Here is a 23426-nt window from a genome sequence, read left to right as displayed (position 1 = left end):
TTGGATGGTCCGAGACTACGGTTGAATTGTGATTGCGTCAAAAAACCCGAAGCCTTCCCGTCCCACGTCAAACGCCCAGACCAGATGCCGCATCCGCCAGTATTTCGCGGAACTGCGTGCTTGAGGCCGGGACAAGCGCCAGAATGTGCTCTTGCCGCAGGTCCGGATTTCGGCGGCGGGCCTCGTTCACCCACCACTGCGATCTTTCGGTATTGCCGTTCAGCCAATTGCTCATCGCGGCGAAAAAGGCCATCCCGGCGTGGGACCATGGTGTGCGGGCGGCAATTTCCGCCCATTTCGTCGCCTTTTCCAGATCGCCATGCGCGATATACACCCACATCTTGTTGCCCGTCATGCCGGGCCGGAACGGGTCAATCGGGCTCAGATCAATTGCGCGGTTGGCGTTTTCCATGGCGGTGTCGAAATCACCGGTGAATACGCTCGCCCAACTGGCACCGTAATGGCCCCACGTGTAGTTCGGGCACGAGGCGATAGATTGCGCGAACCATTGCTTGCTGGCTTCGGGGTCGTGGTCCAGCCAGTGACAGCGCCCCATCATGAAGTTGGCAAACGGGTCGCGCGGCTGCAGTGACAGGCTGGTTTCCGCAAATCGCCGCGCGCGTTCGGCTTCGGATTCCGTATCCGGCGAATAGCGCATAAAGGCGTTCTGAAAGTGAACGAAGGCCATTCCGGCGCTGGCACGGGCCAGATGAGGGTCCAGCTCCAGCGCGCGGCTCAGCATGGTCCTGGCCATCTCATTGCCGCTGCGGCTGAACTGGCTCATGTACCGAAATCCAAGATGCATGGCGGACCAGGCATCCAGATTTTCGGCCTCGGTCTGCGTCAGTGTCGAGGCCTCGTGCTGCGGGATCTCCAGTTCGGCCACCATGATGACATTGGCGGCGATTTCCGCGCGCAGGGCGTGAATATCGTCGATGTCGGCGCTTTTGCGCAGGGCCCAGATGACCTGAGAACTGCGGGTGTCGGACAGTTCGGTGTCGATGGTGATCCGGTTGCCGGTCAGATCGATAACGCCCGTCAGGCAATAGCGCGCGTTCAGGATTTGGTTCACCTGCGCCAGATCGATCTGCTTGCCACGGAACTTAAAGGCGGACCCGTGCGAGACCACCTTGATCCACCGCAGGCTTGCCAGCGTCATGATCAACTCGCGCGGGATCGCCTCTTCAATGGCCTCAAACCTGTCCTGATCGCCGTTTCTTTGAAAGGGCAGCACAGCGATCGAGGGTTGCGCGCGATTGCCGGTCATCAGTGGCTGGTCTGTGGTCGTCTGCGCGGTGGGTGTTGCCGCCGCAGGGGCCGCGCGCAAGGTGACATTGCCAGCGAACCGGAACCCGTGGCCGCGTACCGTGCGCACAAGGGCCGCGTCCTGACCGGCCTCTGCCAGAACGCGTCGAAGGTCCCGAATGCGGCTGGAGATTGCGTCGTCAGAGACGATGCGCCCTTTCCAGACCTTTTCAACAATCTCATCCCGGCTGATCACGCGATGGGCGTTTTCCACCAAAAGGGACAGAAGATCAAAGACCTGCGGCTGCAGGTGAACCGGCTGTCCGGCGCACCATAATTCACGGCGCGCATCGTCCAGCAGAAAAGGTTCGAACGCATATTTCACAACGACCGTTCGCTTCTTGAAATCCGTCTTTCAAGCATACCGGGATTGGGAAACCCTGCAATATCCCGGTTTTCTCCCCTTTGTCTCCAAGCAGCGGGGGTGAAATCGGTCTAGGGCTGACAGATCGAACCATTTCAACGGAGATAGATTATGTCAGATTTTGTTACGAACCCTGCACTGCCGCTGGCCAGTGACGGTTACTTTTTGACCGATGGCGGAATTGAAACCACGCTGATCTTTCACGACGGCATCGATCTGCCTCTGTTTGCATCCTTCGTCCTGCTGGAAACCGAAGACGGACGGCGGGCGCTGACCGAGTATTTTGAGCGCCACATCGCCGTGGCCCGCGCGCATGGGCTTGGTTTCATTCTGGAAAGCCCGACCTGGCGGTCCAGCCGGGATTGGGCGCGGAAGCTGGGCTATAGCGACGCCGATCTTGACAAGATCAATGCCGAGGCGATCTATCTGATGCGCACGCTGCGGAACCGTCACGAAGATACCGTCTCGCCACTGGTCATCAGCGGCTGTGTCGGGCCCCGGGGTGACGGGTATGTGCCGGGTGAATTGATGAGCGCGACCCAGGCGCAGACCTATCACGCGCCCCAGATTGCCGTCATGGCCAAGGCCGGGGCGGATATGGTCACCGCGATCACGATGAACAACACGCCCGAGGCCACGGGAATTGCGCTGGCCGCCAAGGATCAGGGCGTGCCCGTGGTCATCGCTTTTACCGTCGAAACAGACGGCGCGCTTGCCACCGGTCAAACACTGGCCGACGCTATTCGCGAAGTCGACGCGGCCACTGGCGGCTATCCGATCTACTACATGGTCAACTGCGCGCATCCCGATCATTTCGAGCATGTCCTGCGGGATGGCAGCGACTGGCTTGGGCGGATCGGTGGGGTCCGGGCCAACGCCTCGCGCATGTCCCATGCCGAACTGGATGAAAGCGAAGTGCTGGATGACGGAAACCCGGCGGAACTGGGGGAAGATTATCGCAGGCTGATGAAGTTTCTTCCCAATCTGCGGGTCATGGGCGGGTGCTGCGGCACCGATCACCGCCACGTTGATGCCATGGGTCGGGTGTGCACGCATGCCAGTCCTGTTGCCGCACAGTAATCGCCCTGAATGCCAGATCGATCCGGGCCAACGCCCGGATCACATTGTTTTAAAAAGGATTTAACACCATGGACTTTACAATTCGCGCCGTCGCTGCCGAGGACACGAAATCCGTCGCAGTGATCCTGTCTGATCCAACCGTCATGCTGGGCACCATGCGTCTGCCCTTTGTGCCGGATGCGCTGGTGGCCGAACGGACCGTAGCGGAACCCGGACTCTACCGTCTGGTGGCAGAGGTCGAGGATGAGGTCGTCGCATATTGCCAGATGCGCACCTTCCCTGAAACGCCGCGTCACAATCATGTCGGTGAAATCGACCTGATCGCCGTGCGCAGCGGGTTTCAGGGGCAGGGGATCGGCAAAGCGCTGATGGCCGCCGTTCTCGATCTCGCGGACAATTGGCTGCAGTTGCAACGCACCGGCCTGCTGGTCTGGTCGGACAATGCCCGCGCCATCGCCCTGTACGAAGCCTTCGGGTTTGAAATCGAAGGCACCCTGCGGCGCTATGCAAGACGACCGGGCGGGTTTGCCGATGCGTACACGATGGCACGGCTGGTCGATGATCCGGCGGGTGTTGTGGCTGTGTCCACAGTCGGTGACCAATCCCCGTTTGACCGACCGAGTTCTGAGCGCAACGGGGAAGCCCCGCAAACCGTCCCCGGTTGAAGGGTCACTTAGGTGAGGTATCTGGCGGGCGATCCGTACAGGGTCGCCCGCTCTTTGCGTCGTTAAAGCAAAAAACACTGGACAAGATCGGTTTTCCGTTTATTGATAGCGCTAACAATCGACCGTTAGTGGTCGAAAGGGTGGATTCGCTTGGGCGCTTGAAACCAGCCCGGCGTGCAGAAAAGAGAACGGTGCGAACGGCACCTTGTCGGGTGGAACCCCCGACTTGCCATCGGAGGAGGCAAGCCACACGCCGGGATTAAGTGCTCGCGCTGCGGGGTTTAGAAGTATCCAGATGGTTATCAGTAAGTATGGACTCGGTATCAGCCGAATGCCATGCTGGCCCTATGTAAAGAACAGAGCACCCTGAAAAAGGGGCCGAGCAATAGAGTACGCATTTAGGGAGGAAACAAGAATGCGCAATCTAATCAAGACAAAATCGCTGATTGTGGCGGGGCTTCTTTGCACGACGAGCATCGCGCAGGCCGAAGAGGTCGAAGTTCTGCACTGGTGGACCTCGGGCGGCGAAGCCGCGGCGCTGAACGTTCTTAAGCAAGACCTGGAAGGTCAGGGCATCGGCTGGACCGACATGCCGGTTGCCGGCGGTGGCGGAGAGCAGGCGATGACCGTTCTGCGGGCACGCGTCACGGCTGGAAACGCGCCGACCTCGGTGCAGATGTTGGGCTTTGATATTCTGGATTGGGCGGATCAGGGCGCGCTGGCAGATCTGAATGAGGTCGCGGCCAAAGAAGGTTGGGACGAGGTTGTTCCCGACGCGCTGAAAGCCTTTGCCAAGCATGACGGCAAATGGGTGTCGGCACCGGTGAACGTGCATTCGGTGAACTGGGTCTGGGCCAACAAGAAGATCTTTGACGACAACGGCATCGCTCCGCCCCAGACATGGGACGAGCTTGTCGCGGCAATGGAGAAGCTGCAGGCCGCAGGGATTACCCCCTTGGCGCAGGGCGGTCAGCCCTGGCAGGAAGCGACCATGTTCGACTCGATCGTGATGGCGACCGGAGGCCCCGATTTCTACAAGGCCGCCTTTATCGATCTGGATGAAGAAGCCCTGGGTTCCGACACCATGAAAGAGGCATTTGATCGCCTCGGGGTGATGCGCGCCAATACGGACGAGAACTTTGCAGGCCGTGAATGGAACCTTGCAACCGCGATGGTCATCAATGGCGAAGCGGCGTTTCAGGTCATGGGCGACTGGGCCAAGGGCGAGTTTGTGAACGCCGAAAAGGTTCCGGGCGAAGACTTCCTGTGTTTCCGCTTCCCGGGCACGTCTGATCAGGTGATGTTCAACGCCGACCAGTTCGCCATGTTCGATCAGGGCGGCGTCGTCTCGGCGGAACAGGCGGCTCTGGCCAGTTCGATCCTGTCACCCACGTTCCAGTCGGCCTTCAACGTCGTCAAGGGTTCGGTGCCCGCCCGCACCGATGTCAGCGATGCGGATTTCGACGCCTGCGGCAAGCAAGGCATGAAGGATCTGGCGGCAGCGGCGTCTTCGGGCAACCTGTTTGGGTCGATGGCACAGGGGCACGCGGCCCCGGCATCTGTCAAAAACGCCTATTACGATGTCGTAACGGCATTTTTCAACGGCGAGTATGACAGCGAAACAGCCGTGGTCGAGCTGGTCGACGCGGTATCTATCGCCAAGTGATCCGGATGTGATCCTGTCGACAGGGCGGCTGACTGACCGCCCTGTCCCGCAGGGGCGGGATAAGCCCCGAAGACAACAACTCTGGAACGAGGAGGGCGCGCCATGGCTGTTTCAGCCGACGCGGACTTCAAGACACGCCTTCAGAACTGGCTTCCCAAACTGGTCCTGTCACCATCGCTGGCCATGGTTTTGGTCTTTGTCTACGGCTTCATCCTGTTTTCGATCTATCTGTCCTTTACAGACAGCCGGATTTTGCCCTCGTTTGGCTGGGTCGGTTGGGAGAATTACGATAAGCTTTGGCGGCTAAGTCACTGGGAAACCTCGCTGATCAACATGGGCATCTTTGCGGGGCTCTATATCGTGATCTGCACCAGCATTGGTTTGGGTCTGGCGATTTTCCTCGATCAGAAAATCCGGGGCGAGGGGTTTCTGCGCCCGATTTACCTGTACCCTATGGCACTAAGCTTCATCGTGACCGGCACGGCGTGGAAGTGGTTTCTGGACCCCGGCATCGGGCTTGAGAACGTCATGCACACATGGGGCTGGACCAGTTTCGAATTCGACTGGATCAAGAATCGCGACTACGCGATCTATACGGTGGTCATGGCAGCCGTCTGGCAAACCAGCGGATTTGTCATGGCAATGTTTCTGGCGGGTCTGCGCGGGATCGACAACGAAATCCTGCGTGCGGCGCAGATGGATGGCGCCTCGAACTGGAACCTCTATCGGCGGATTATCATCCCTCAATTGCGCCCCGCGTTCCTGTCGGCCTTCGTGATCCTCAGCCACCTGGCGATCAAGACTTTTGACCTTGTGATCGCCCTGACCGGAGGCGGGCCGGGCCGTGCAACCGAACTGCCCGCGACCTTTATGTATTCCTACACCTTCACGCGGAACCAGATGGGGATCGGCGCGGCCTCGGCTACGATCATGCTGATGACCATCGCGGCGATCATGATCCCGTACCTGTATGCAGAACTGCGGGAGAAACGCTGATGAGCCAGGCCTCGCAAGATACCGCAATCCGCACCGGCCGCGTCACGCGCACGCTGATCTATCTGGTGCTGGTCCTGTTCGCATTGTTCTACCTGCTGCCGCTTTACGTGATGCTGGTGAACTCGGTTAAACCGCTGGAAGAGATCACGGGCGGCGGCATGATGAACCTGCCGCAGGTCTTCACGCTGGAACCATGGTTCAAGGCGTGGAATTCAGCCCAGATCGGTGTCGAGCCGACCGGTCTTAAACCTTACTTCTGGAACTCAATCAAGATGGTGGTTCCGGCGGTGATCGTCTCGACCATTTTGGGCGCGCTGAACGGCTATGTGCTGACCAAATGGCGCTTCAAGTATGACACCATCCTGTTTGGAATGATGCTGTTTGCCTGTTTCATCCCGTTCCAGATCGTGCTGATCCCGATGGCGCGGATGCTGGGGATCATCGGTCTGGCGGGCACCACTTGGGGTCTGGCGCTGGTGCACGTGGTCTATGGGATCGGCTTCACCACGCTTTACTTCCGCAACTACTATGCTGTGTTCCCGACCGAACTGATCCGGGCTGCGCAGATCGACGGTGCGGGGTTCTTCCAGATCTTCTGGCGCATCCTGCTGCCCAGTTCCGGGCCGATCGCGGTGGTGTCGATCATCTGGCAGTTCACCAACATCTGGAATGACTTCCTGTTCGGCGCCTCCTTTGCCGATGCCAACAGCCAGCCGATGACGGTGGCGCTGAACAATCTGGTGCAGTCGTCAACCGGTGTTAAGGAATACAACGTTCATTTCGCAGGGGCCATTCTGGCCGCCATGCCAACTCTGCTCGTCTACATCGTGGCCGGTCGATATTTCGTCCGCGGCCTGATGGCGGGTTCGGTGAAAGGATAAGACCTGATGGGTTTTCTGGACATAGATAACGCGACCAAATCCTATGGGTCGGTCGAGGTTCTGCACAAGGTGGACATCTCGGTGCAGGAGGGCGAGTTTCTGGTGCTGGTCGGCCCCTCGGGCTGTGGCAAATCCACCCTGCTGAACATGATCGCGGGGCTGGAAGAGATCACCAGCGGCGAGATTCGCATCAAGGATCAGGTCATGAACGGGGTGCACCCGTCGAACCGCAACATCGCCATGGTGTTTCAAAGCTATGCTTTGTATCCCAACATGACCGTCGGGCAGAACATCACCTTCGGGCTTGAGATGCACGGCGTTCCCAAGGCAGACCGCAACACCGCAATGCAGGAGGTCGCCAAGCTTCTGCAGATCGAGCAGTTGCTGGACCGTAAACCGGGGCAGCTTTCGGGCGGTCAGCGTCAGCGGGTCGCGATGGGCCGGGCTTTGGTGCGCAATCCGGATGTGTTCCTGTTCGATGAACCTCTGTCCAACCTCGACGCCAAGCTGCGTGTGGACATGCGGACCGAGATCAAGAAACTGCACCAGAACCTCGGCACCACCATCGTCTACGTGACCCACGACCAGATCGAGGCGATGACCCTGTCCAGCCGCATCGCCGTCATGAACGGTGGTTATGTGCAGCAGCTTGGTACGCCGCAGGAAATCTACGACACGCCCGCCAATATCTTCGTCGCGACCTTCATGGGCTCGCCCGCAATGAATGTCGTGCCCGCACGCGTGGCGGTGCTGAATGGCCGCCCCCATGCCGAGGTCGCGTTGCACGACGGATCAATGGCGCAACTGCCCTTCAGTCAGGACAATCTCTCTGCCTGGGACGGGCGCGAGATTTTGTTGGGCATCCGCCCGGAAACCATCACGGATATGGATGGAGCTGACCGGAAATCGTCGAATATCGCGCCTATGACCAACCGCATCGTGGTCACGGAACCTGCAGGCTCGGACACATTCGTTTCGATGCAACTGGGCGGGCGGGACGTGATTGCCCGGATGCGCTCGGATGCCGAGGTTGCGCCGGGGCAGGATTTCCCTTTCGCCGTGAACATGGAAAAAGCCGTGGCTTTCGATCCCGAGACCGAGATGCGGATAACTCCATGACGAGAGCTGCGCGCCGCTAAGACGCTCTGAGGGCAAGCCGGATGCCTGAAGGATATGATTTCATCGTAATCGGCGGCGGCTCGGCGGGCTCGGTCATCGCCGCACGCCTGTCCGAGGAACCCTCTGCCTCTGTGCTGCTGCTCGAGGCCGGTTCGACCGACCGCCATCCGTTTTTCCACCTGCCCGCCGGGTTTGCGAAGATGACCAAGGGCATCGGCAGCTGGGGCTGGTCAACGGTTCCGCAAAAGCACATGCAGAACAAGGTCTTCAACTACACGCAGGCCAAGGTGATCGGCGGCGGGTCTGCCATCAACGCCCAGATCTACACCCGAGGTGCTGCGCAGGATTACGACGAGTGGCGGCAGATGGGGTGCGCGGGCTGGGGCTATGCCGATGTGCTTCCCTATTTCAGGAAATCCGAAGACAACGACACTTATGAAAACGCGTTCCACGGCACGGGCGGGCCTTTGGGCGTTTCTATGCCCGCAGCCCCTTTGCCGATCTGCGACGCCTATATCAAAGCCGCGGCGCAGGTCGGCATAGCCGAAACGCGCGATGTGAATGGCGCGAAACAGGATGGTGCGGGGTACTACCAACTGACCCAGCGCAACGCGCGGCGCTCATCCGCTGCAATGGCGTTTCTTGCGCCCAACCGCACCCGATCAAACCTGACGGTGCACACGGGCGCTCAGGTCCGTCGCATCCTTGTGGACAAGGGCAGGGCGCGCGGTGTCGAGATGCTGAACGGTGAGAAGATCAGCGCCGCGAAAGAGGTTATCCTGTCCTCCGGGGCCATCGGCTCTCCGCGCCTGTTGCAGCTTTCAGGGATCGGCCCGGCGGAGCATCTGGAAAGCCTGGGGATCAGCACAGTTTACGATCAGCCGCAGGTTGGCGAGAACCTGCAAGACCATCTGGACCTCTATGCAATCTGCGAGGTGAGCGGTCCGCACACCTATGACCGGTTCGCCAGACTGCCTTTCTCGGCCCTTGCGGGTTTGCGGTACCTGTTTACCCGCAAGGGTCCCGTGGCCTCGAGCTTGTTTGAAACCGGCGGGTTCTGGTACGCGGACCCCGAGGCGCGCTCGCCGGACATTCAGATGCATCTGGGGCTGGGCACCGGTATCGAAGCGGGGGTCGAGGCGATGCCGAATGGCGGCGTCACGCTGAATGCGTGTTTCCTGCGGCCCCGGTCGCGCGGCACTGTGCGGTTGCAAAGCACCGATCCTGCGGCGATGCCGTTGATCGACCCCAATTATCTGGCTGATCCTTATGATCGCGAGATGTCCATTCGAGGTCTGAAACTGGTGCAGACCATTCTGGCGCAGGACGCCCTGAAGCCCTTTATCCTTGCCGAACGCCTGCCGGGCCCGGATGTGCGCACCGATCAGGACTATTTCGACTTCATCTGCGTCCATTCCAAAACCTCGCATCATTGTGCCGGCACCTGTCGGATGGGCGGCGATGAGCAGGCGGTGCTGGACCCGCGCTTGCGCTTCTACGGGATCGGGGGGCTGCGGGTTGCGGATGCGTCGATCATGCCGAGGGTCAATTCCTCGAACACCAACGCGCCTGCGATCATGATCGGTGAGAAAGCCGCCGATATGATCAAGCAGGATCACGGGTTTACTTTGTGATCCGCCACGTTGCGCCGCCATCTCTTTTCCATTGGGTGGATTTGTGCCGATTGTGCGGGCTTAGGGCAGCGAAAGGCCCGAAAATCGTCGAATTGTGCTATGGTCGGGGCGCTATTTTCCCATTTTTTCAGCAGCGGGGGATGCCACGTTGCAAGATCATTTCAAACATACCGTCCAGCAAAAGCCCGCAAAACGGACGTATTGCAAACGCCGAAACCTGAATACGCCGAGGGAGATTCTGTCGGCTGCGGATGGCATAGCTGCGCTATCAGATGACGCAAAAACGCTGGTGGTGCCGACCCGGACCGGCATTGCCGTTCTGGATCTAAGCGCCGAGGCTTCGGGATGCAGCCTGGTCTGCATCGATCTGCCCTCACGCGCGCGGGCTTTGTCCATAGCGCCCGACGGCGCGATCTTTGCCCTGTCCAAAGACCCCTGCGCGGGCTGGGCCATTCACCGGGTGCGTGGTGACGACGCGCATTGCGTTCTTGAACTTCCGCTGCCGGTGCGTGATTTCGTGGCCACCCGGCACAGGCTGGTTGTTGCAACCGCCGCATCGGGGTTGGAGCCGCCGGGCCTTGCCGTGTTTGGCCGGGACAGTGGCCGCATAATCTCTCGCGAGGCTGTAAGGCGTCCGCCCCGCCTTCGCCGCGGTAAGCGGGATGAGGTTCTGGTGATGGAGCCGGGCTCGGGCAATCTGCGCCGGGTTGACGTGAACCGCAGGAAGTCTGCCTGCGACCCGTCCGACGATCCGACGCGGCCCGAACGTGATCCGACCCCGGACACGGATCACCGTCCGCCCAAAAAGCCCTGTTGCTGCACACCCGATGACCGGGAGCCGCCGAAAGACGATGACCGGGACCGCGTGCCGCCGCGCCGTCCCGAAGAGCCGCCCGAGACATGCGTACCGGGCGACGATGGCGATTCGGACGGCTGTTTTGTCTATGTGCAGGCCGGGTCGTCGATCATCGTGCAGAATATCTGCGATCCGGGGCAGGGGCCGTGCGCTCAGGACCTTGGCTTTGGCATTGCCGCCGTGCGCAAGGCGGGCCGGTCCGTGGCCGCGTTGTCGGATGATGGCCGTCAACTGACCCTGCTTGGGGCGGAAACTCTGAAACCGCTGTCCACGCTCAGCCTGTCACGCGGCACCACGCCGCTTTTTGCACGCGAAAGTGATACAATTCTGCTGCTGGCCCCGGATGGCGGGCTAGAGGAAGTGGACCCGACGCCTGTGCTGCCCAGCCTTGACCTGCAATTGCAAAGCAACGCGGGCGGGCGCGTCTATATGGGACAGGAATCGCCGGTAATCTGGTCGCGCGGCGGCGTTCAGACCGGGCCGGTTCGCGTACTCATCATCCCGGTTCTGGAACCCGGGCAGGGCGATTTCCGGGGCACGATCAACGAGTATTTCGATCACCCCGATTTCGACGAAGCGCTGGAACTTGTCCGCTCATACTACGCCGAAGTGTCCTATTCCGACGACCGCGAGGCGAATGACGTCGATGTCAGTTTCAGGATCTTTGGCCGCGACACGCCGACGGCCTATTCCGGCCCGCCGGTTGTGCTGGATCGCCCGTTCCGGGAGTTCTGGAACACCGGCTACATTCCGGGCGGGATCATCGCCGAGGCGACATTGCCTGCAAATGGCATCCTGCGCTTTGACGGCGACGAACGCCTGACGCTGGAAACCTTCACGGCGATCCCGACCGTGAACACGCAGTTCGATATCGATTTCCCGGCCGCCTGCATCAAGGTCCGGATACCCGAAAGCACCTCTGGCTATTCCCTTGAATTCAGCGGTGGCAGCGCGCCCGGCCGAAGCTTTTCGCTATCCGGCACCGACCGGACGGGAAGCTCGTTCAACACCAACGCAAACAATTCGGCGCTGAGCGGATCGCAAACCGTCGTGATCCCGAATGTCGAAGCGATCCCCGGCGTGATCGACCAGATCGCCGATATTCTGGAAGAGATGCTAAGCGGCGCCACAGACCAACCCTTTGCGCGGCCAACGGTGGTCTGGCACGATGACGGCGAAGGCTGGGGCAGCCTGAGCGTGACGTTCTTTTTTGCCGGCAGCGGCGGGTCGCCTCAGGTCGATCTGGTGGATTTTGCGAACCTGTTCGTTATGGGCGAATTGGGCAGCCTCACCGCGATTGACGGGGAATTCGACATGTCCGTCACAGGCGATGTGTCGGATTTCGCCAGCTACATCTCAATCGCGCTGGCCCATTCGATGGCGTCGCAGGGTGGTATCTACAACTCATCAACCGGGCAATTCGACCTTGGCCGGTTTCAGGCCCCGCAAGTCAGCGTTGACGGCAACCAGCTTACTGTCGATATCCGCCTGTCACAGGACTATGCCTATTCGCTGGACAAGGACAGCAACAGCGATACCGACCAGTCGCGGATCGAGGTTGCTTCGCAGCAGGGCCTGTCGAAGATCGGCATGGACAGCGCCACACCGTTCATCGGCGAGGAAACCAAGCGGAGCAGTTCGGGCGGGCCGACGCTGGACAAGGCCAATACTCTGTTTGATGTGACCTATACGCGGATGATCGACGCGATTATCCGCGACGGTGGCGGCAACCTGCAAACCCGGATCGACAGGGCCAATACGCTGTTCAACTGTGACGGGCTCAGCGCCATCGAATGCAATGTGTTCGAGCTGATCAATGTGTATATGATCATGCCGGTTTTTCGGCGATACGGCGGCATTTTCGGCCCGGCGTTCGATCCTGACATTGACGACAACGGTACCGACAAACGCCGTTTGCGGGCCTCGGCCCCGATTGTCGCCATGGATGACAAGCCCGCAGACTACAGCGACAAGGACCCGACCCGCACGCTGAAGGCGATGCAGATCCCGAACTCGCGCGGGATGATGGTTACGCGATTGCGGTTCGGCGATCCGCTGGACCCCGACCGGCACCTGTCAGACGCAGCCACGCTGGCGCATGAAATCGGGCATTCGCTTCTGGCCTTTTCCGATCAGTATCAGCAAAGCCAGGACCGCGATGATATGGACTATGCGGGGGCGTATGACCCGATGGCGTCGTCCAGCCTCGCGCTGCCGCATTTCTCAAGTTATCACAAGCTGATTTCGGGGTGGCTGGGCGTTGGCTCGATCATCGATTTCACCCGCCCCCGCGAAGGCGACCGGATCGACGAAGACATTGTTTTGGTCAATATCGAAGGCTGGGACCCGCTGGACAGGGACAATCTGGCGCAGATGGCGCGGGATTTCCTGGACGTCCAGGACGAGTTCCGCATGGGACCCGCCGCGCTGTTGCGGCTGGGTGAGGACAGCACGCAGTTCAACCTGCTTGAACTGCGTGGGCCGGGCAATCAGTTTTCGCAGGAGCTTTCGCCGCCACGGCTGGTCATGCTCAACGCCATCGATCCGCGCGACAGCACCCGCTATGGGGTGGGTGTGGACGACCCTGACACGCCGGAGGATGAAGGCGAGACCGGCCACAGTGTACTGACCCGTTATCGCCGACAGTTACACCTGATTGACGACAGCGTGCGCAATCAGCAGATCACCGGAGGGTCCGGGCCCGGAACGACCTATGACGTGGGCACGCATGATGCGCTCGCCGAAGTGGGGCTGCGATACACGCTTGTGCATCTGGTTCAGGTGGGCCTCGCCGCCCGTACCATCTGGATGGCCAAGGTCCGGGTTGAGTGGGAACGCGGACCGGCGGTTGATGTGGGGTTCGACAGTCAGGTGCCCGAGTGGCAGAGCCCCGATATCGCGGTCCTGTTGCCCGGCGATTTCACCTCGGGGGAGATCGGGGATTTCCCGGACCAGCAGGACCCGCAGGGGATCGAGTATTTCCGCACTCCCGGCGACGGGAGCGATCCGCTGGAACATCAGGTTCTTGTGCGCGTCCATAACTTCGGCGATGCCGAGGCCCGCAATGTCGAGGTTCATCTACGCGCCCGCATCCCCTATGGCAACGGCGACTGGACCAGCGATCCGTTCGACAATGACATGCCGTTCGCCCCGCAAGTGATCGACAGTATTGGCCCGGACGCCGAGGTCGTGATCGCGTTTCCCATGTTCGTCGAAAATGTCGAGGACGCGCATATGTGCCTCAGGGCTGAGATTGCGGATCTTGATCCCGTGTCGGGGGCCTCGAATGACGGAAACTCGAACAATGACTGGACGCAGCAGAACGTCTTTCGGGAAGAGGTCGTGCAAAACAGCCCGCTGCCGCCGCTTGACCGGCTGGTCTCGGTCACCAATGACGGGCCTTATGCCGAGGATGTCTTTATCGCCCCCCGCAACATGGTGCCGGGTGCAAAGCTGACGATCCGCCCGGCGCAGATGCGCATTCCGGGCAAGTCGCGCGGCGTGTTCAGCGTGCGGGCGGAACTGGACGATGCCATGCTCGATGCCAAATGCGGTGGCGATTTTCCGGTGGTCGTCGACGCGTGGATGCAACGGGACCACTATTGGGATCGCTGGGGCGCGACCAAGATTGTGTACCAGCCGAAACGTGACACCAAGATCGACCTGTCCATCAACCTCGCCCCCGGTACGGGCATTCGGCTGTTCGGCGCGGCGACGCCGGACATTGGTGGTGAGGATCTGGACTTCCACGTCGTCCTGCCCGGCGCCGACCCGGTCTGGATTCGCCGCCCGCTGGGGCCTGGATCGACATTTGAGCACGTGATCGAGGGGGCGGTCGGGCCGAACGAGACCGCCTTTGCCACAGCCTATTTCGATGGCAATGACGAGTTCGCGTCGTCGGTGTCACAGACGGTTTCTGTCACGAATGTGATCGCGGGATGATCCGGTTGTCAGGCCGGGGGACACACGACCTCGATCAGAGAGGGTCCTTCGCTCGCCAGCCCGTCGGTTAAGGCCTTGACGAAGCTGTCGATATCTTCTGCCCGCGTTCCCGGAACACCGTGGCCCTTGGCGAGGGCAACCCAGTCCAACACCGGATTTTCCACATCGAACATGGCCTGAGCATTGCGGCCATAGCTTTCGACCCCGACATTCGCAAGCTCGTCGCGCAGGATCTGATAGCCGCGGTTTGCAAAGACGATCACGGTGACGTCCAGGTTCTCGCGGGCCATCGTCCACAAGGATTGCAGCGTGTACATCGCCGACCCGTCACCGGTCAGCGCAATCACCTTTCTGTCGGGGCATGCAATCGCCGCCCCGGTCGCGCAGGGCAGGCACAACCCGATCGCCCCGCCGGTGCCGGAAAGCACCTCATGCGGGTGCGCTGAGGCTGTCGGCGGCATGACATGAAAGCCCGAGGTGACGGATTCATTACAGATAATCGCGTTCTCAGGGATCAGCGCCGCCAGCGCCTGACCGACCTTTGCCAGCGTCAGGCCTCCGGTCGGAATGTCGGGCAGGTTCAGCGCATAGGTTTCCGGCTGGGTTTTGTCCGACACGCCGACCGCATCCGCCAGCGCCTGTATCGTCCATTGGATGTCATCCGTGGGGCTGCACAGGCTTGTGATCGAAGAACCGGCAGGTTCGGGCGTGCTGGGTTTTTTCGGGTAGGCAAAAAAGGCGACCGGCCTGTCGGTGCCCAGCAGGGAAATCGACGAGGTTTGTTCCAGTTGCGCGATCTTGGGCGTGATCGGATACACAAGCTGGTCCAGACGGGCCGCACCGACCCCCTTCGATATGCGCGGGATCAGCGTATCGGCCAACAGGCGGCACCCGGTTGCTGCGGAGATTTTGCCGGCCAACATGCGCAGAGGTCCGAACAGTGCAGGCCCGCCGATCATCAATGCCGCACCTTGGGTCTTCAGGCGCGCGGCTGTAGCCTCGACCTCTTCTGCAGACGGGCGATGCAACTGGGGCAGAGCACTGGCCGTTGCCGGACCGGTGGCAGGGTCCCAGGCGGTGTCCGCGGGCAGGATCAGCGTGGCGATCTGGCCATTTCGCGAGCGTGCGGCGCGGATTGCGGCGGCCCCGTCCGCCGCCACGCTTGAGGCATGATCCGACACGCGGGTCCAATGGCTGACCGACTGGCTGATGCCAACGATATCGCCTTTCAGGGGGCTTTCGTGGCGCAAGTGACGCGTCGCATGATCGCCCACCACGTTCACGAGGCCAGAGTTCGCCTTGCGGGCATTGTGCAGGTTGGCAAAGGCATTGCCAAAGCCCGGTGCCAGATGCAGCAGCGTTCCGGCAACGTCCCGTTTCATGCGATAGTACCCGTCGGCGGCCCCGGTTGTGCCGCCTTCGAACAGGCACAGAACGCAGTTCATTTCGGGGTGATCGTCCAGCGCGGCGACAAAATGCATCTCGGACGTGCCGGGATTTGCGAAAACCGTGTCCACGCCGCTTTGCAGAAAGGTTTTGACCAGAGTTTCCGCGCCGTTCATGTGACCCCCATTTGCTCAGCCATTGCAAGAGACTAGGGGACGGATGATCCGGGTGTCACTTAAAACTTTGGGCGCGCGACTAATTCTGAACCATGCAGCGCAGTCTATCCGTGCCTTGCGGGTTGCCCGACTTTGACCAGATATCCGAGAACAGGGCCTGAACCTCCTGCAGCGATTTCTTGTCGACCAGCACGATGATCCTGTCGGCCGGAACGCGCTGGGCCAGTGCCTTGATCTCGAACTGAATGCCTGTGCTGGACTGCTCGAACCCGCGCATATCGATCAGCACGCGCTGCGCGTGGCTCATCAGCGTCAGGACGGTGGGCCGCCAACTGTTGTCCCGGCAATAGAAATCCCGCATCGGAAAGAGGCCGTCGCTGAGCCGGGTGTCGCCTTCGGCCTCGGCCTGCTTCAGGTCATCGGGGGTTTCGATGAAGATGTCCCGCAGGCGACGCCTGAGAAACGCCGAAAGCTCGGGCGCGTCCAGCGTTTCGGTGGCAAGATCGGCGGACCCGACCAACAGTACCGGGCCCGTTCTACGCCAATCCAGAAGCAGCCCCCGGGCGAGCGAGGTTTGCAACCGCCGTTGTCCGAAAACGCGAAGCAGCAAGTTCACGTCCGTAGCGCCGGAGGTGGGGCGTAGAAGACGGAGCGTGACCCGGTAGGCCACGAAGGCGAGGACATAGGAAAGAGCTAATAGACCGCTTGTGTTCCACGCCAACCCGATCATCCAGATTGTCTGGAACAGCCAAAGAAGATCAAGCTGCATGGTCAATTCACTTGATCCAGTCGATGCCCGGGCAACAATCCGTACAGCAATCAACGCGCAAGCGATGCCGATCGCAAGTGAAATCCCCAAAGCGATGAGGCCGTAGAAAACGGTAACGAGTTGTACCGGAACGAATAAAAGCAGAAAATCCAGAACTCCGCTGATCATCAGGACATAAAGCACATCCAGTGAAAAAACGAACGGCACGACAAGAAAAACTGCGACGACGAAAAGTGGTATCGCCGTTGTTCTGAGGTGTGGATTGCCAACGATCAGCGACATGATAACGGCCGGTCCGACAAACATGCCAATCAAACCCGTGCTTTGGGGTGCGATGAGATTGAGCAGAAACATCCAGAACACGCCAAACAGCAGCACCCAGTACCAGCGCAGGCCCGCCACGTAGAGCGCCATGATCATCACCGGAAACGAAAATGACACGACTACTACGGTAAAGCGGAACGGAAGAAATGCGATCCCGTCGAGGACAAACAGGATCACCACCATAACAATGGCAAACACCACACCGGACGCCAAATACCGAAACGCAAGCCCAAACCGGAAAGGAAGGCGCTGCGCCGCTGGGGAGACGTCGAACTCAAGCGCCGATTTGTTCGGGCGTATCGCTTGTGGCACGTCAAACGCAGATTCCGGCGCGCCTGATCGGGCCATCATTTCTCGTCTAATTGCCTTTCGATAGCGCGCTTTGACAACCATCCCCAGGATTGCAGCCACCGGTACCGCAAGGAAAAACACGAAAGCCAGAAATCCGCTGAAGTTGTATGCGTTAACCATGTCAGCTCCGGTCACGTCGGTTGGCTTTTTCGCATGGGGAAACGTGTCGCCCCGCAAAGGGACCTCAAGGCAGGCTCAGAGGCCGTGCGCCACCCCAATTCGTGATGCAATTCTAAGCCATGCGATCAATCCGGCAAAGCGCCGCTTGGAATGCGCCCTTTGGACCCGGAGGTTCCTGCTAAAGCGCGCGTTGAAACCCAACCGTGGCCTCACCACGGGTTTCCGGCTGCACCGTGTCACAGATGGCTTTGCCGCCGGGCGCGGGGACGCAAGAGATTTTGCGCTGGTGAATATACCCGTTGTCCTGACACGGCAGATTTCCGGGCTCCAGCAGGTCAAGCCGCCCTTCGGAAAACTGCGCCTGAACCGGCCCTTCGCAGGTGATCCCACCGTCGGACCGCATGATCTGGTTGCCGTTACCTTCGGTATCGAAGCACATTTGCCAGTCGCGATAGGTTCGGATGTCTCCGGTATCGACATCGCGGGTGCGATAGGTCGTATCCAGCGCCCAGCAGCCATAGAGCATCGTGAGATCAGCGTTGTCCCAGCCCTCGTCATTCAGCGGTCCGGTCGCATCGGGCGGGGCCTTGACGCATTGCAGGGCGGCCAGTTCCCGTTCAAGCTGGAAAATCCGGCGGTGCAGTTCCTCGTTATACGCGCCCGAGGTGGAAAGGCGTTCGACCGTCGCCAATTCCTCAGGCTGGGGGCACCGGGACAGGTGCCGCAGCAGCGGAATGTTCAACGCACAGGCCTGCAGGATAAGGGCGGTTGCCACACCGGCCAGCCCGATCAGACCGGCACTGGCCAGAACGACGGAAATCACGGATTTAAAAGACATAAACGCTCACAACAACCGCCAGATACCTGCCATACATCGTGTCAGAGTTGCGGATTATCCGGCGCTGGTCAATCCGTTCGCGATGATAGTTTTCGTCACTTTGCGGGACCTTCAATTGCGCTATAGTGACCGGATATTGAGTGTGGAGTAAATTCGTGTCGCGGTTCAGCCAATCCTTCAGGTCCCTGTTTGCCGTCATCCTGTTTGTTGTCCTGGGCGCGGCTGCCCTTGCCCAGCACCAGAGCCCGAACCAGATCACCCGAGTGCTGTGGTTCAGCGGGATGCCGGATATCGGCGCTGATTTCACGTCCCGGCATCGCCAGAAAATGGCTGATTATCTGGGGCAATACGGGGACGGCAAGGTCTTTGCCGTCACTTATACTCGGAACCTTTCGGGGGGCGGTCTGGCTAATGCACTGCGCGGCGGGCAGTATGATATTGTGATCCTCGACATGGCGAACCGGCGCAAACGCGTGAATGGTGCTGATCTGCAGGCCCTGCAACAGTTTTACCAGGCCGGAAACCGGACCCTGATGCTGGATGGCTCGTTCGCAATTCGCAGCTTCAGGCACAATACCACGACCAATTTTCCGGGCCGCAACGGATCGAGTGCGGCGATCCTTGTCAACCAGCTGTCGGCCATGGCCCAGCGGGGCGGTGGTATTCTGATCGGGACGGATCACAACATCTGGCAGGTCAATGCGAATGCGGTCCTCGCGGCGCTACTGCCAGGCGCGCAGTTCCGGGGCACGACAAATCCCTCGACCGATGGCGATTTTATTGGTGTGACCCTGATCGGCGGTCGCGAATCGATCAAAGCGATTGATCTGCTGAGGCATTGGGAATCGGTTCCAAATCAGGGGGAAGCTCCGGTCGGGACGTTTCAGGATTTCACCGGCCAGCAGGTGGTGCTGTATTCGCTGGTCGAAACGGCGGATAAACCCGGCGGCGGGCGCAAACGGCCCTATATCTCGGCCAGCTATTTCCCCGGAGATAACCGCATTCCAATCGACAGCGAAGAAGAGATTTTCGACAATCTCCCCACCCACAAAAGCGGGGGCTGAATCAGGTCGCGCCTTCGCGCAGAACCTCGGCCGGGTCCACCCGCGCGGCGCTTCGGGCGGCAAAGAAGGCGGATGTGCCGACAAACAGCAAGGTCAGCCCGATAATCGCGATTGTCTGCGCGAAGCTGAGAACGACAAGCCCGCTTTCCCCGGTCAGTCCGTTGTCAAACATTGTTTCCGCAACCGCCCCCGCGATCCGGTACAGGGCAAAGCTGACAAAAAGCCCCAGCAAGCCGCTGACCAGCGCCTGAATGACCGGGAACAGCCAAAGGCGGCGCGGGCTGATACCCAACAGCGCCAGCGCCGCAAGTGTCTGACGTTTGCGCGCAACCTCGCCCCAGAAGCCGAAGACCAGCGCCGCTGCCAGCCCGAGGCTGGCCACGACGGCAATCAGGATCAGCGCCAGATTCAGGTTGCGCCCAAGGCTGAGCACACCGCTGACCTCGGCTGTGCGCGCCTCGGTCTGGACACCGAAGCGCTGTTCGACTTTTGACTGTAGTTCAGCCAGTTCGGTGATGTCGCGGGCAAAGATGCGCATGCCTTCGAATTCGGGAACGCGCAGGTTCAGATCGCGCCCTTCGGTGATGCCGTGATCGGGCAGGGCGTATTCGTCATAGAACGCCTCGACCAGATCAAGCACGGCGATGTCGGCCAGAACGGTTCGGCCAGACAAGGCGGAATCCGGCAGAATGGCGATCAGGTTCAGCGGCAGCATCAATTGCCGCTTCCGCTCGCTGGCCTGAGTGAATATCTGCACCGTGTCGCCCACCGTGAAATCCAGCTGACGTGCCAGACTGGCGCTGAGGACGGCCTGATTGGCCGCCAGTTCCATGCCTTTCGGTAGTGTCGGGTCGCCTGTTCCCGAGGGGACAAGTACGGCATCCCGCTTGGCAATCTCACCCTGTTTGCGGACGTTGACGAAATCGAAAACCGACCGCGTTTTGGCGGTGGCAAAGGCGGTCTGGTTCCAGCCAGCAACCTCGGCCACGTCGCTGTCGACAAACGCGCTGTTGCCGGTGGTTTCGATCCGCAACGTCGCGGGGTCGTTCAGAAGCCGACCGATCAGGGCATCGTAAATCCCGTTCTTGGCCCCGAAAATCACCATCAGCGGCACCAGCACGCCGGCCAGGATCGCAACATTGCAGATCAGGTGCGTGCGCTGGCGCAGCAGGTCGCGCAGGGCCAGATCGAACATCAGCTTCATGACGCATCTCGCTTTGGCATGGCATGGGTCTGTCCCTGCAACTGGCTGACAACGGCAGTGGAACCGGGTTCGCTGATCAGGTTCAATGTCACGCGTCGCAGGTCGAATTGATCCAACAAGCCAAGATCATGGGATGAGATGATCACGCCAGCCCCATCCGAGGCTGCCATGTCGATCAAAAGCCCCATCGCGGTTGCGGCGGCATCGGGGTCCAGTGCCGCCGTGGGCTCATCCGCGATCACGAAAGAGGGGCGATGCGCCAGCGCCCGGCAGATGGCAACGCGCTGGCGTTGTCCGATGGACAGCGCGCCGGGGTACAGCGCGGAAATGTCGCCGATGCCAAGGCGATCCAACAGAACGGCGCACCATTGCGGATCGGGTTTCCCGGCGATTTTCTGAGACAGCGCGATATTCTCGGCCACGGTCAGAAAAGGCAGCAGCCCGCCACTTTGCGGCACGAAGCCAAACTGTGTCCCGCGCACAAGGGCAGGGGGCATCTGCCCCGAGTCCCAGACCCCGGCAAGATCAATCCCGCCTTGCTGCGATTCAATCTGAAACCGTTCCACAGCCTGCGGTCGCCGCAGCAGCCCAAGCGTTTCCAGTAGCAGCGTTTTCCCGGTGCCGCTTGGGCCGGTCAGCCCGACAGCCTCGCCCGAGGCCAGATCGAAAGCAGGCACACTCAGCGTAAAGCGGCGGTCCTGATCGGCCAGACTGACCGAAACATCCCTGAGAAACAGAGTCTCGGTCATCAGTTACGGCAGCACATCGAAGGGCATGGCAAAGACATGTTCACCATCTGGCGCGCCATCATAAAGCGGGGTCCAGACGGAACTGTCGAACAGCCATTTGCGGTACTGCGCCAGCTTCTGGCGCATGCCGTCGATGACACTGCGGCGGAACATGGCGCTTTCGGCCCAGCGTTGCTCGCTCATGCCCAGAACCTGACTTTGATAGGGTAGCCGATCGAGAAACTCCATCGCGCCACCCAGCGTATCGGCATCGGCATTGACCAGCAGGTCGGGGTTTTGCGCCATATCCGCGATCAGACCGCGCACCTGCGAGAAGAAATCAAGCGATTGTTCCGAGCTTTGCGCGGTTTCGCCAAAACGGACGAGGTTATCCAGAAACTCGGCCATGCTGGCCATTTCGTTCTTGGTCACCAGCAGGCGGGGTTCGATGGCCAGCCGGTCCGGGGCCTCGACCGCGCGGTTTGACAGCCAGCCCTTGATCACGCTGGGGGCCTGTGTTCCCTTCTGCTCACCCAGCCAGGCAAGCTGCATGGCGCGGCCCAGTTCGACCAAACCCTCTCCCGCCTCTTCGGGGTTCAGCACGGTCTTTTCGCCGCGCACAAGCCGCACGTGGTCGGTCAGGGCGGTAACAACGCGGCTGACCACGCCTTCGAACGCTTCTTCGGAACCGCCCTCAATCGGGAAGTAGTATTCCCGCCCGGCAAAACGCGACAACTCGCGGTACTTTCCGGCGGCATAGGCATGGTTGCCCGACCCGTTCGGGGTTTTCAGGTGCAGCGTCATGATGACGATGTTGCGGCCTTCGGCGTCTTTCTGCAGCTCAACCGTGCCGATTTCGGACCGGGCGTTCGGATCGCGCGGGTCTTTCGGCCCGGCATCGGTGACAAGGATCACGTAGCGCGCATCAATCTTGTCGCCATCGGCCTTGGTCAGATCCCAGTCGATCTTGTCGATGGCGTCCTCAACCCCCGCCAGACTGTCCTCGTTGAAGCCCGGAGAATTGGCCTGCGCCACATTGGTAGCCTGCCCAATCGCGGCCAGAACCGGTGTCTGATCGCTGCGGCGATCGACATCCATCAGCGTTTTGGTGCGGTATTCCAGGTCCGGCACCGCTTCGGTGTTGTCGCGAAAACCGATCACGCCGAAATTCACCAACTCGCCGATTTCCGTGCCTTCGATCTGCCGCACGGTGTTTTGCAGCACCCGCTGCGTGGCGGCGATATAGGGTTCCATCGACTGCGTGGTGTCCAGAACAAAGACGATGCCTACATCAAAGGCCGAGGTTTCGCCCTGCAGTTCCTGCGCGCCCGAGGTATCTTTCTGTTTCGGGACCGACGCGACCTGCATCATCAGGATCTCGTCATAGGTCAACGGGTGCAGCGCCTCGGTGAAGTCGAGGATCGGCATCAGGTACAGCTCATCCTTGATGTTGACGAATTCCTGCGGTTCAACCGAAACCACACCGTTTTCCCCGTTTATGACCCCGGCCGAGGCTTCGGCGACCAGACGTTCCTGAATGTCCCGCAGCGCCTCGTGATTCATCAGCCAGTCCAGATCGCCCTGTGTATCAAACAGCAACTGACGGCTGCGCCCGGCCGAGTTGGTGAAGGCACCGACGATGTTTTGTTTCCACGGAACGGTTCCGTTTTCCTGAACCCACCCTTCCGGCGCGGCGTTGGGGCTGGGCCCGACCTCCAGCCAGTCACCTTCGCGGGCAAACACGTAGAGCGGCTGAAAAGCGGGGTAGGTGACCTGCACAGGCCCATTCGCCGCTGTGTGTCCAGTAGTTCCGGGGCGGGTCAGGACGCGTTGATAGATGGTCTGAGTGCCCTCCAGCAGCAGTGGTTTGCGCTGCTGCGCCACCGCATCCGCCGGAACAAAGACCCAGAGAAGCGCGGTCAGACAGGCCAGCCGGAATGTCAAAGCGAGTTGCATAA

At 60.4% G+C, this 23426-nt stretch carries 16 protein-coding genes; 9 read left to right on the top strand and 7 right to left on the bottom strand.

Translation table 11 applies throughout. From position 1 onward, the window contains the following. Nucleotides 1-67: 67 nt before the first annotated feature. Nucleotides 68-1630: a winged helix-turn-helix domain-containing tetratricopeptide repeat protein gene (locus tag ACR0K1_RS07970; RefSeq protein ID WP_480849757.1), complete on the bottom strand. Its 1563-nt coding sequence runs from the start codon at nucleotides 1628-1630 to the stop codon at nucleotides 68-70. A gap of 150 nt (nucleotides 1631-1780) precedes the next feature. On the opposite strand from ACR0K1_RS07970, the gene ACR0K1_RS07965 reads away from it, so the two are divergent. The 8 genes from ACR0K1_RS07965 (at nucleotide 1781) to ACR0K1_RS07930 (ending at nucleotide 14508) form a co-directional block, all read left to right on the top strand. Beyond that, on the top strand, nucleotides 1781-2749 hold the full coding sequence (locus ACR0K1_RS07965; protein WP_480849755.1) for a homocysteine S-methyltransferase family protein: 969 nt from the start codon (nucleotides 1781-1783) through the stop codon (nucleotides 2747-2749). A 68-nt stretch (nucleotides 2750-2817) separates the two neighbouring features. Further along, nucleotides 2818-3414 (top strand): GNAT family N-acetyltransferase, encoded by a 597-nt coding sequence (locus ACR0K1_RS07960; RefSeq protein ID WP_480849753.1) that lies wholly within the window; start codon nucleotides 2818-2820, stop codon nucleotides 3412-3414. Nucleotides 3415-3829: 415 nt separating this feature from the next. Continuing rightward, on the top strand, nucleotides 3830-5080 hold the full coding sequence (locus ACR0K1_RS07955; protein WP_480849751.1) for an ABC transporter substrate-binding protein: 1251 nt from the start codon (nucleotides 3830-3832) through the stop codon (nucleotides 5078-5080). Between the two features lie 102 nt (nucleotides 5081-5182). Next, nucleotides 5183-6076, top strand: a complete 894-nt coding sequence (locus tag ACR0K1_RS07950) for a carbohydrate ABC transporter permease (protein WP_480609860.1) — start codon at nucleotides 5183-5185, stop codon at nucleotides 6074-6076. Next, on the top strand, nucleotides 6076-6957 hold the full coding sequence (locus ACR0K1_RS07945) for a carbohydrate ABC transporter permease (RefSeq protein WP_480849749.1): 882 nt from the start codon (nucleotides 6076-6078) through the stop codon (nucleotides 6955-6957). Before ACR0K1_RS07950 ends, ACR0K1_RS07945 begins: the two co-directional genes overlap by 1 nt. Nucleotides 6958-6963: 6 nt before the next feature. After that, a complete protein-coding gene (locus tag ACR0K1_RS07940; protein WP_480849747.1) occupies nucleotides 6964-8076 on the top strand; it encodes an ABC transporter ATP-binding protein in 1113 nt (370 codons plus the stop codon). A gap of 41 nt (nucleotides 8077-8117) precedes the next feature. Then, nucleotides 8118-9710: a GMC family oxidoreductase gene (locus ACR0K1_RS07935; RefSeq protein ID WP_480849745.1), complete on the top strand. Its 1593-nt coding sequence runs from the start codon at nucleotides 8118-8120 to the stop codon at nucleotides 9708-9710. Nucleotides 9711-9858: 148 nt separating this feature from the next. Then, nucleotides 9859-14508, top strand: a complete 4650-nt coding sequence (locus ACR0K1_RS07930) for a hypothetical protein (protein WP_480849743.1) — start codon at nucleotides 9859-9861, stop codon at nucleotides 14506-14508. Between the two features lie 8 nt (nucleotides 14509-14516). On the opposite strand, the gene ACR0K1_RS07925 is transcribed toward ACR0K1_RS07930, so the two are convergent. The 3 genes from ACR0K1_RS07925 to ACR0K1_RS07915 form a co-directional block, all read right to left on the bottom strand. Next, a complete protein-coding gene (locus ACR0K1_RS07925) occupies nucleotides 14517-16070 on the bottom strand; it encodes an acetolactate synthase large subunit (RefSeq protein WP_480849741.1) in 1554 nt (517 codons plus the stop codon). 79 nt (nucleotides 16071-16149) lie between these two features. After that, entirely contained in the window at nucleotides 16150-17634 is a 1485-nt protein-coding gene (locus tag ACR0K1_RS07920) for a hypothetical protein (protein WP_480849739.1), read from the bottom strand. Between the two features lie 178 nt (nucleotides 17635-17812). Then, complete coding sequence (locus ACR0K1_RS07915) at nucleotides 17813-18472, bottom strand: hypothetical protein (RefSeq protein WP_480849737.1); 660 nt, start codon at nucleotides 18470-18472, stop codon at nucleotides 17813-17815. Nucleotides 18473-18627: 155 nt separating this feature from the next. Here ACR0K1_RS07915 and ACR0K1_RS07910 point away from each other — a divergent pair, with 155 nt between their 5' ends. Then, nucleotides 18628-19536 (top strand): hypothetical protein, encoded by a 909-nt coding sequence (locus tag ACR0K1_RS07910; protein WP_480849735.1) that lies wholly within the window; start codon nucleotides 18628-18630, stop codon nucleotides 19534-19536. 1 nt (nucleotide 19537) lies between these two features. Here the strand turns inward: ACR0K1_RS07910 and ACR0K1_RS07905 are convergent, their stop codons facing one another. From ACR0K1_RS07905 to ACR0K1_RS07895, 3 genes are read right to left on the bottom strand one after another with little or no spacing between them, the layout of a single operon-like run. After that, entirely contained in the window at nucleotides 19538-20740 is a 1203-nt protein-coding gene (locus tag ACR0K1_RS07905; protein WP_480849733.1) for an ABC transporter permease family protein, read from the bottom strand. Then, nucleotides 20737-21489: an ABC transporter ATP-binding protein gene (locus tag ACR0K1_RS07900; protein ID WP_480849731.1), complete on the bottom strand. Its 753-nt coding sequence runs from the start codon at nucleotides 21487-21489 to the stop codon at nucleotides 20737-20739. The genes ACR0K1_RS07905 and ACR0K1_RS07900 overlap by 4 nt, the downstream gene beginning before the upstream one ends. A 3-nt stretch (nucleotides 21490-21492) precedes the next feature. After that, on the bottom strand, nucleotides 21493-23424 hold the full coding sequence (locus tag ACR0K1_RS07895; RefSeq protein ID WP_480849729.1) for a vWA domain-containing protein: 1932 nt from the start codon (nucleotides 23422-23424) through the stop codon (nucleotides 21493-21495). Nucleotides 23425-23426: the final 2 nt, after the last annotated feature.

The organism is Ruegeria sp. F5, assembly GCF_056533845.1.
The sequence above is the reverse complement of the archived record's forward strand: the minus strand, read 5'-3'. Positions and strand labels throughout refer to the sequence as shown.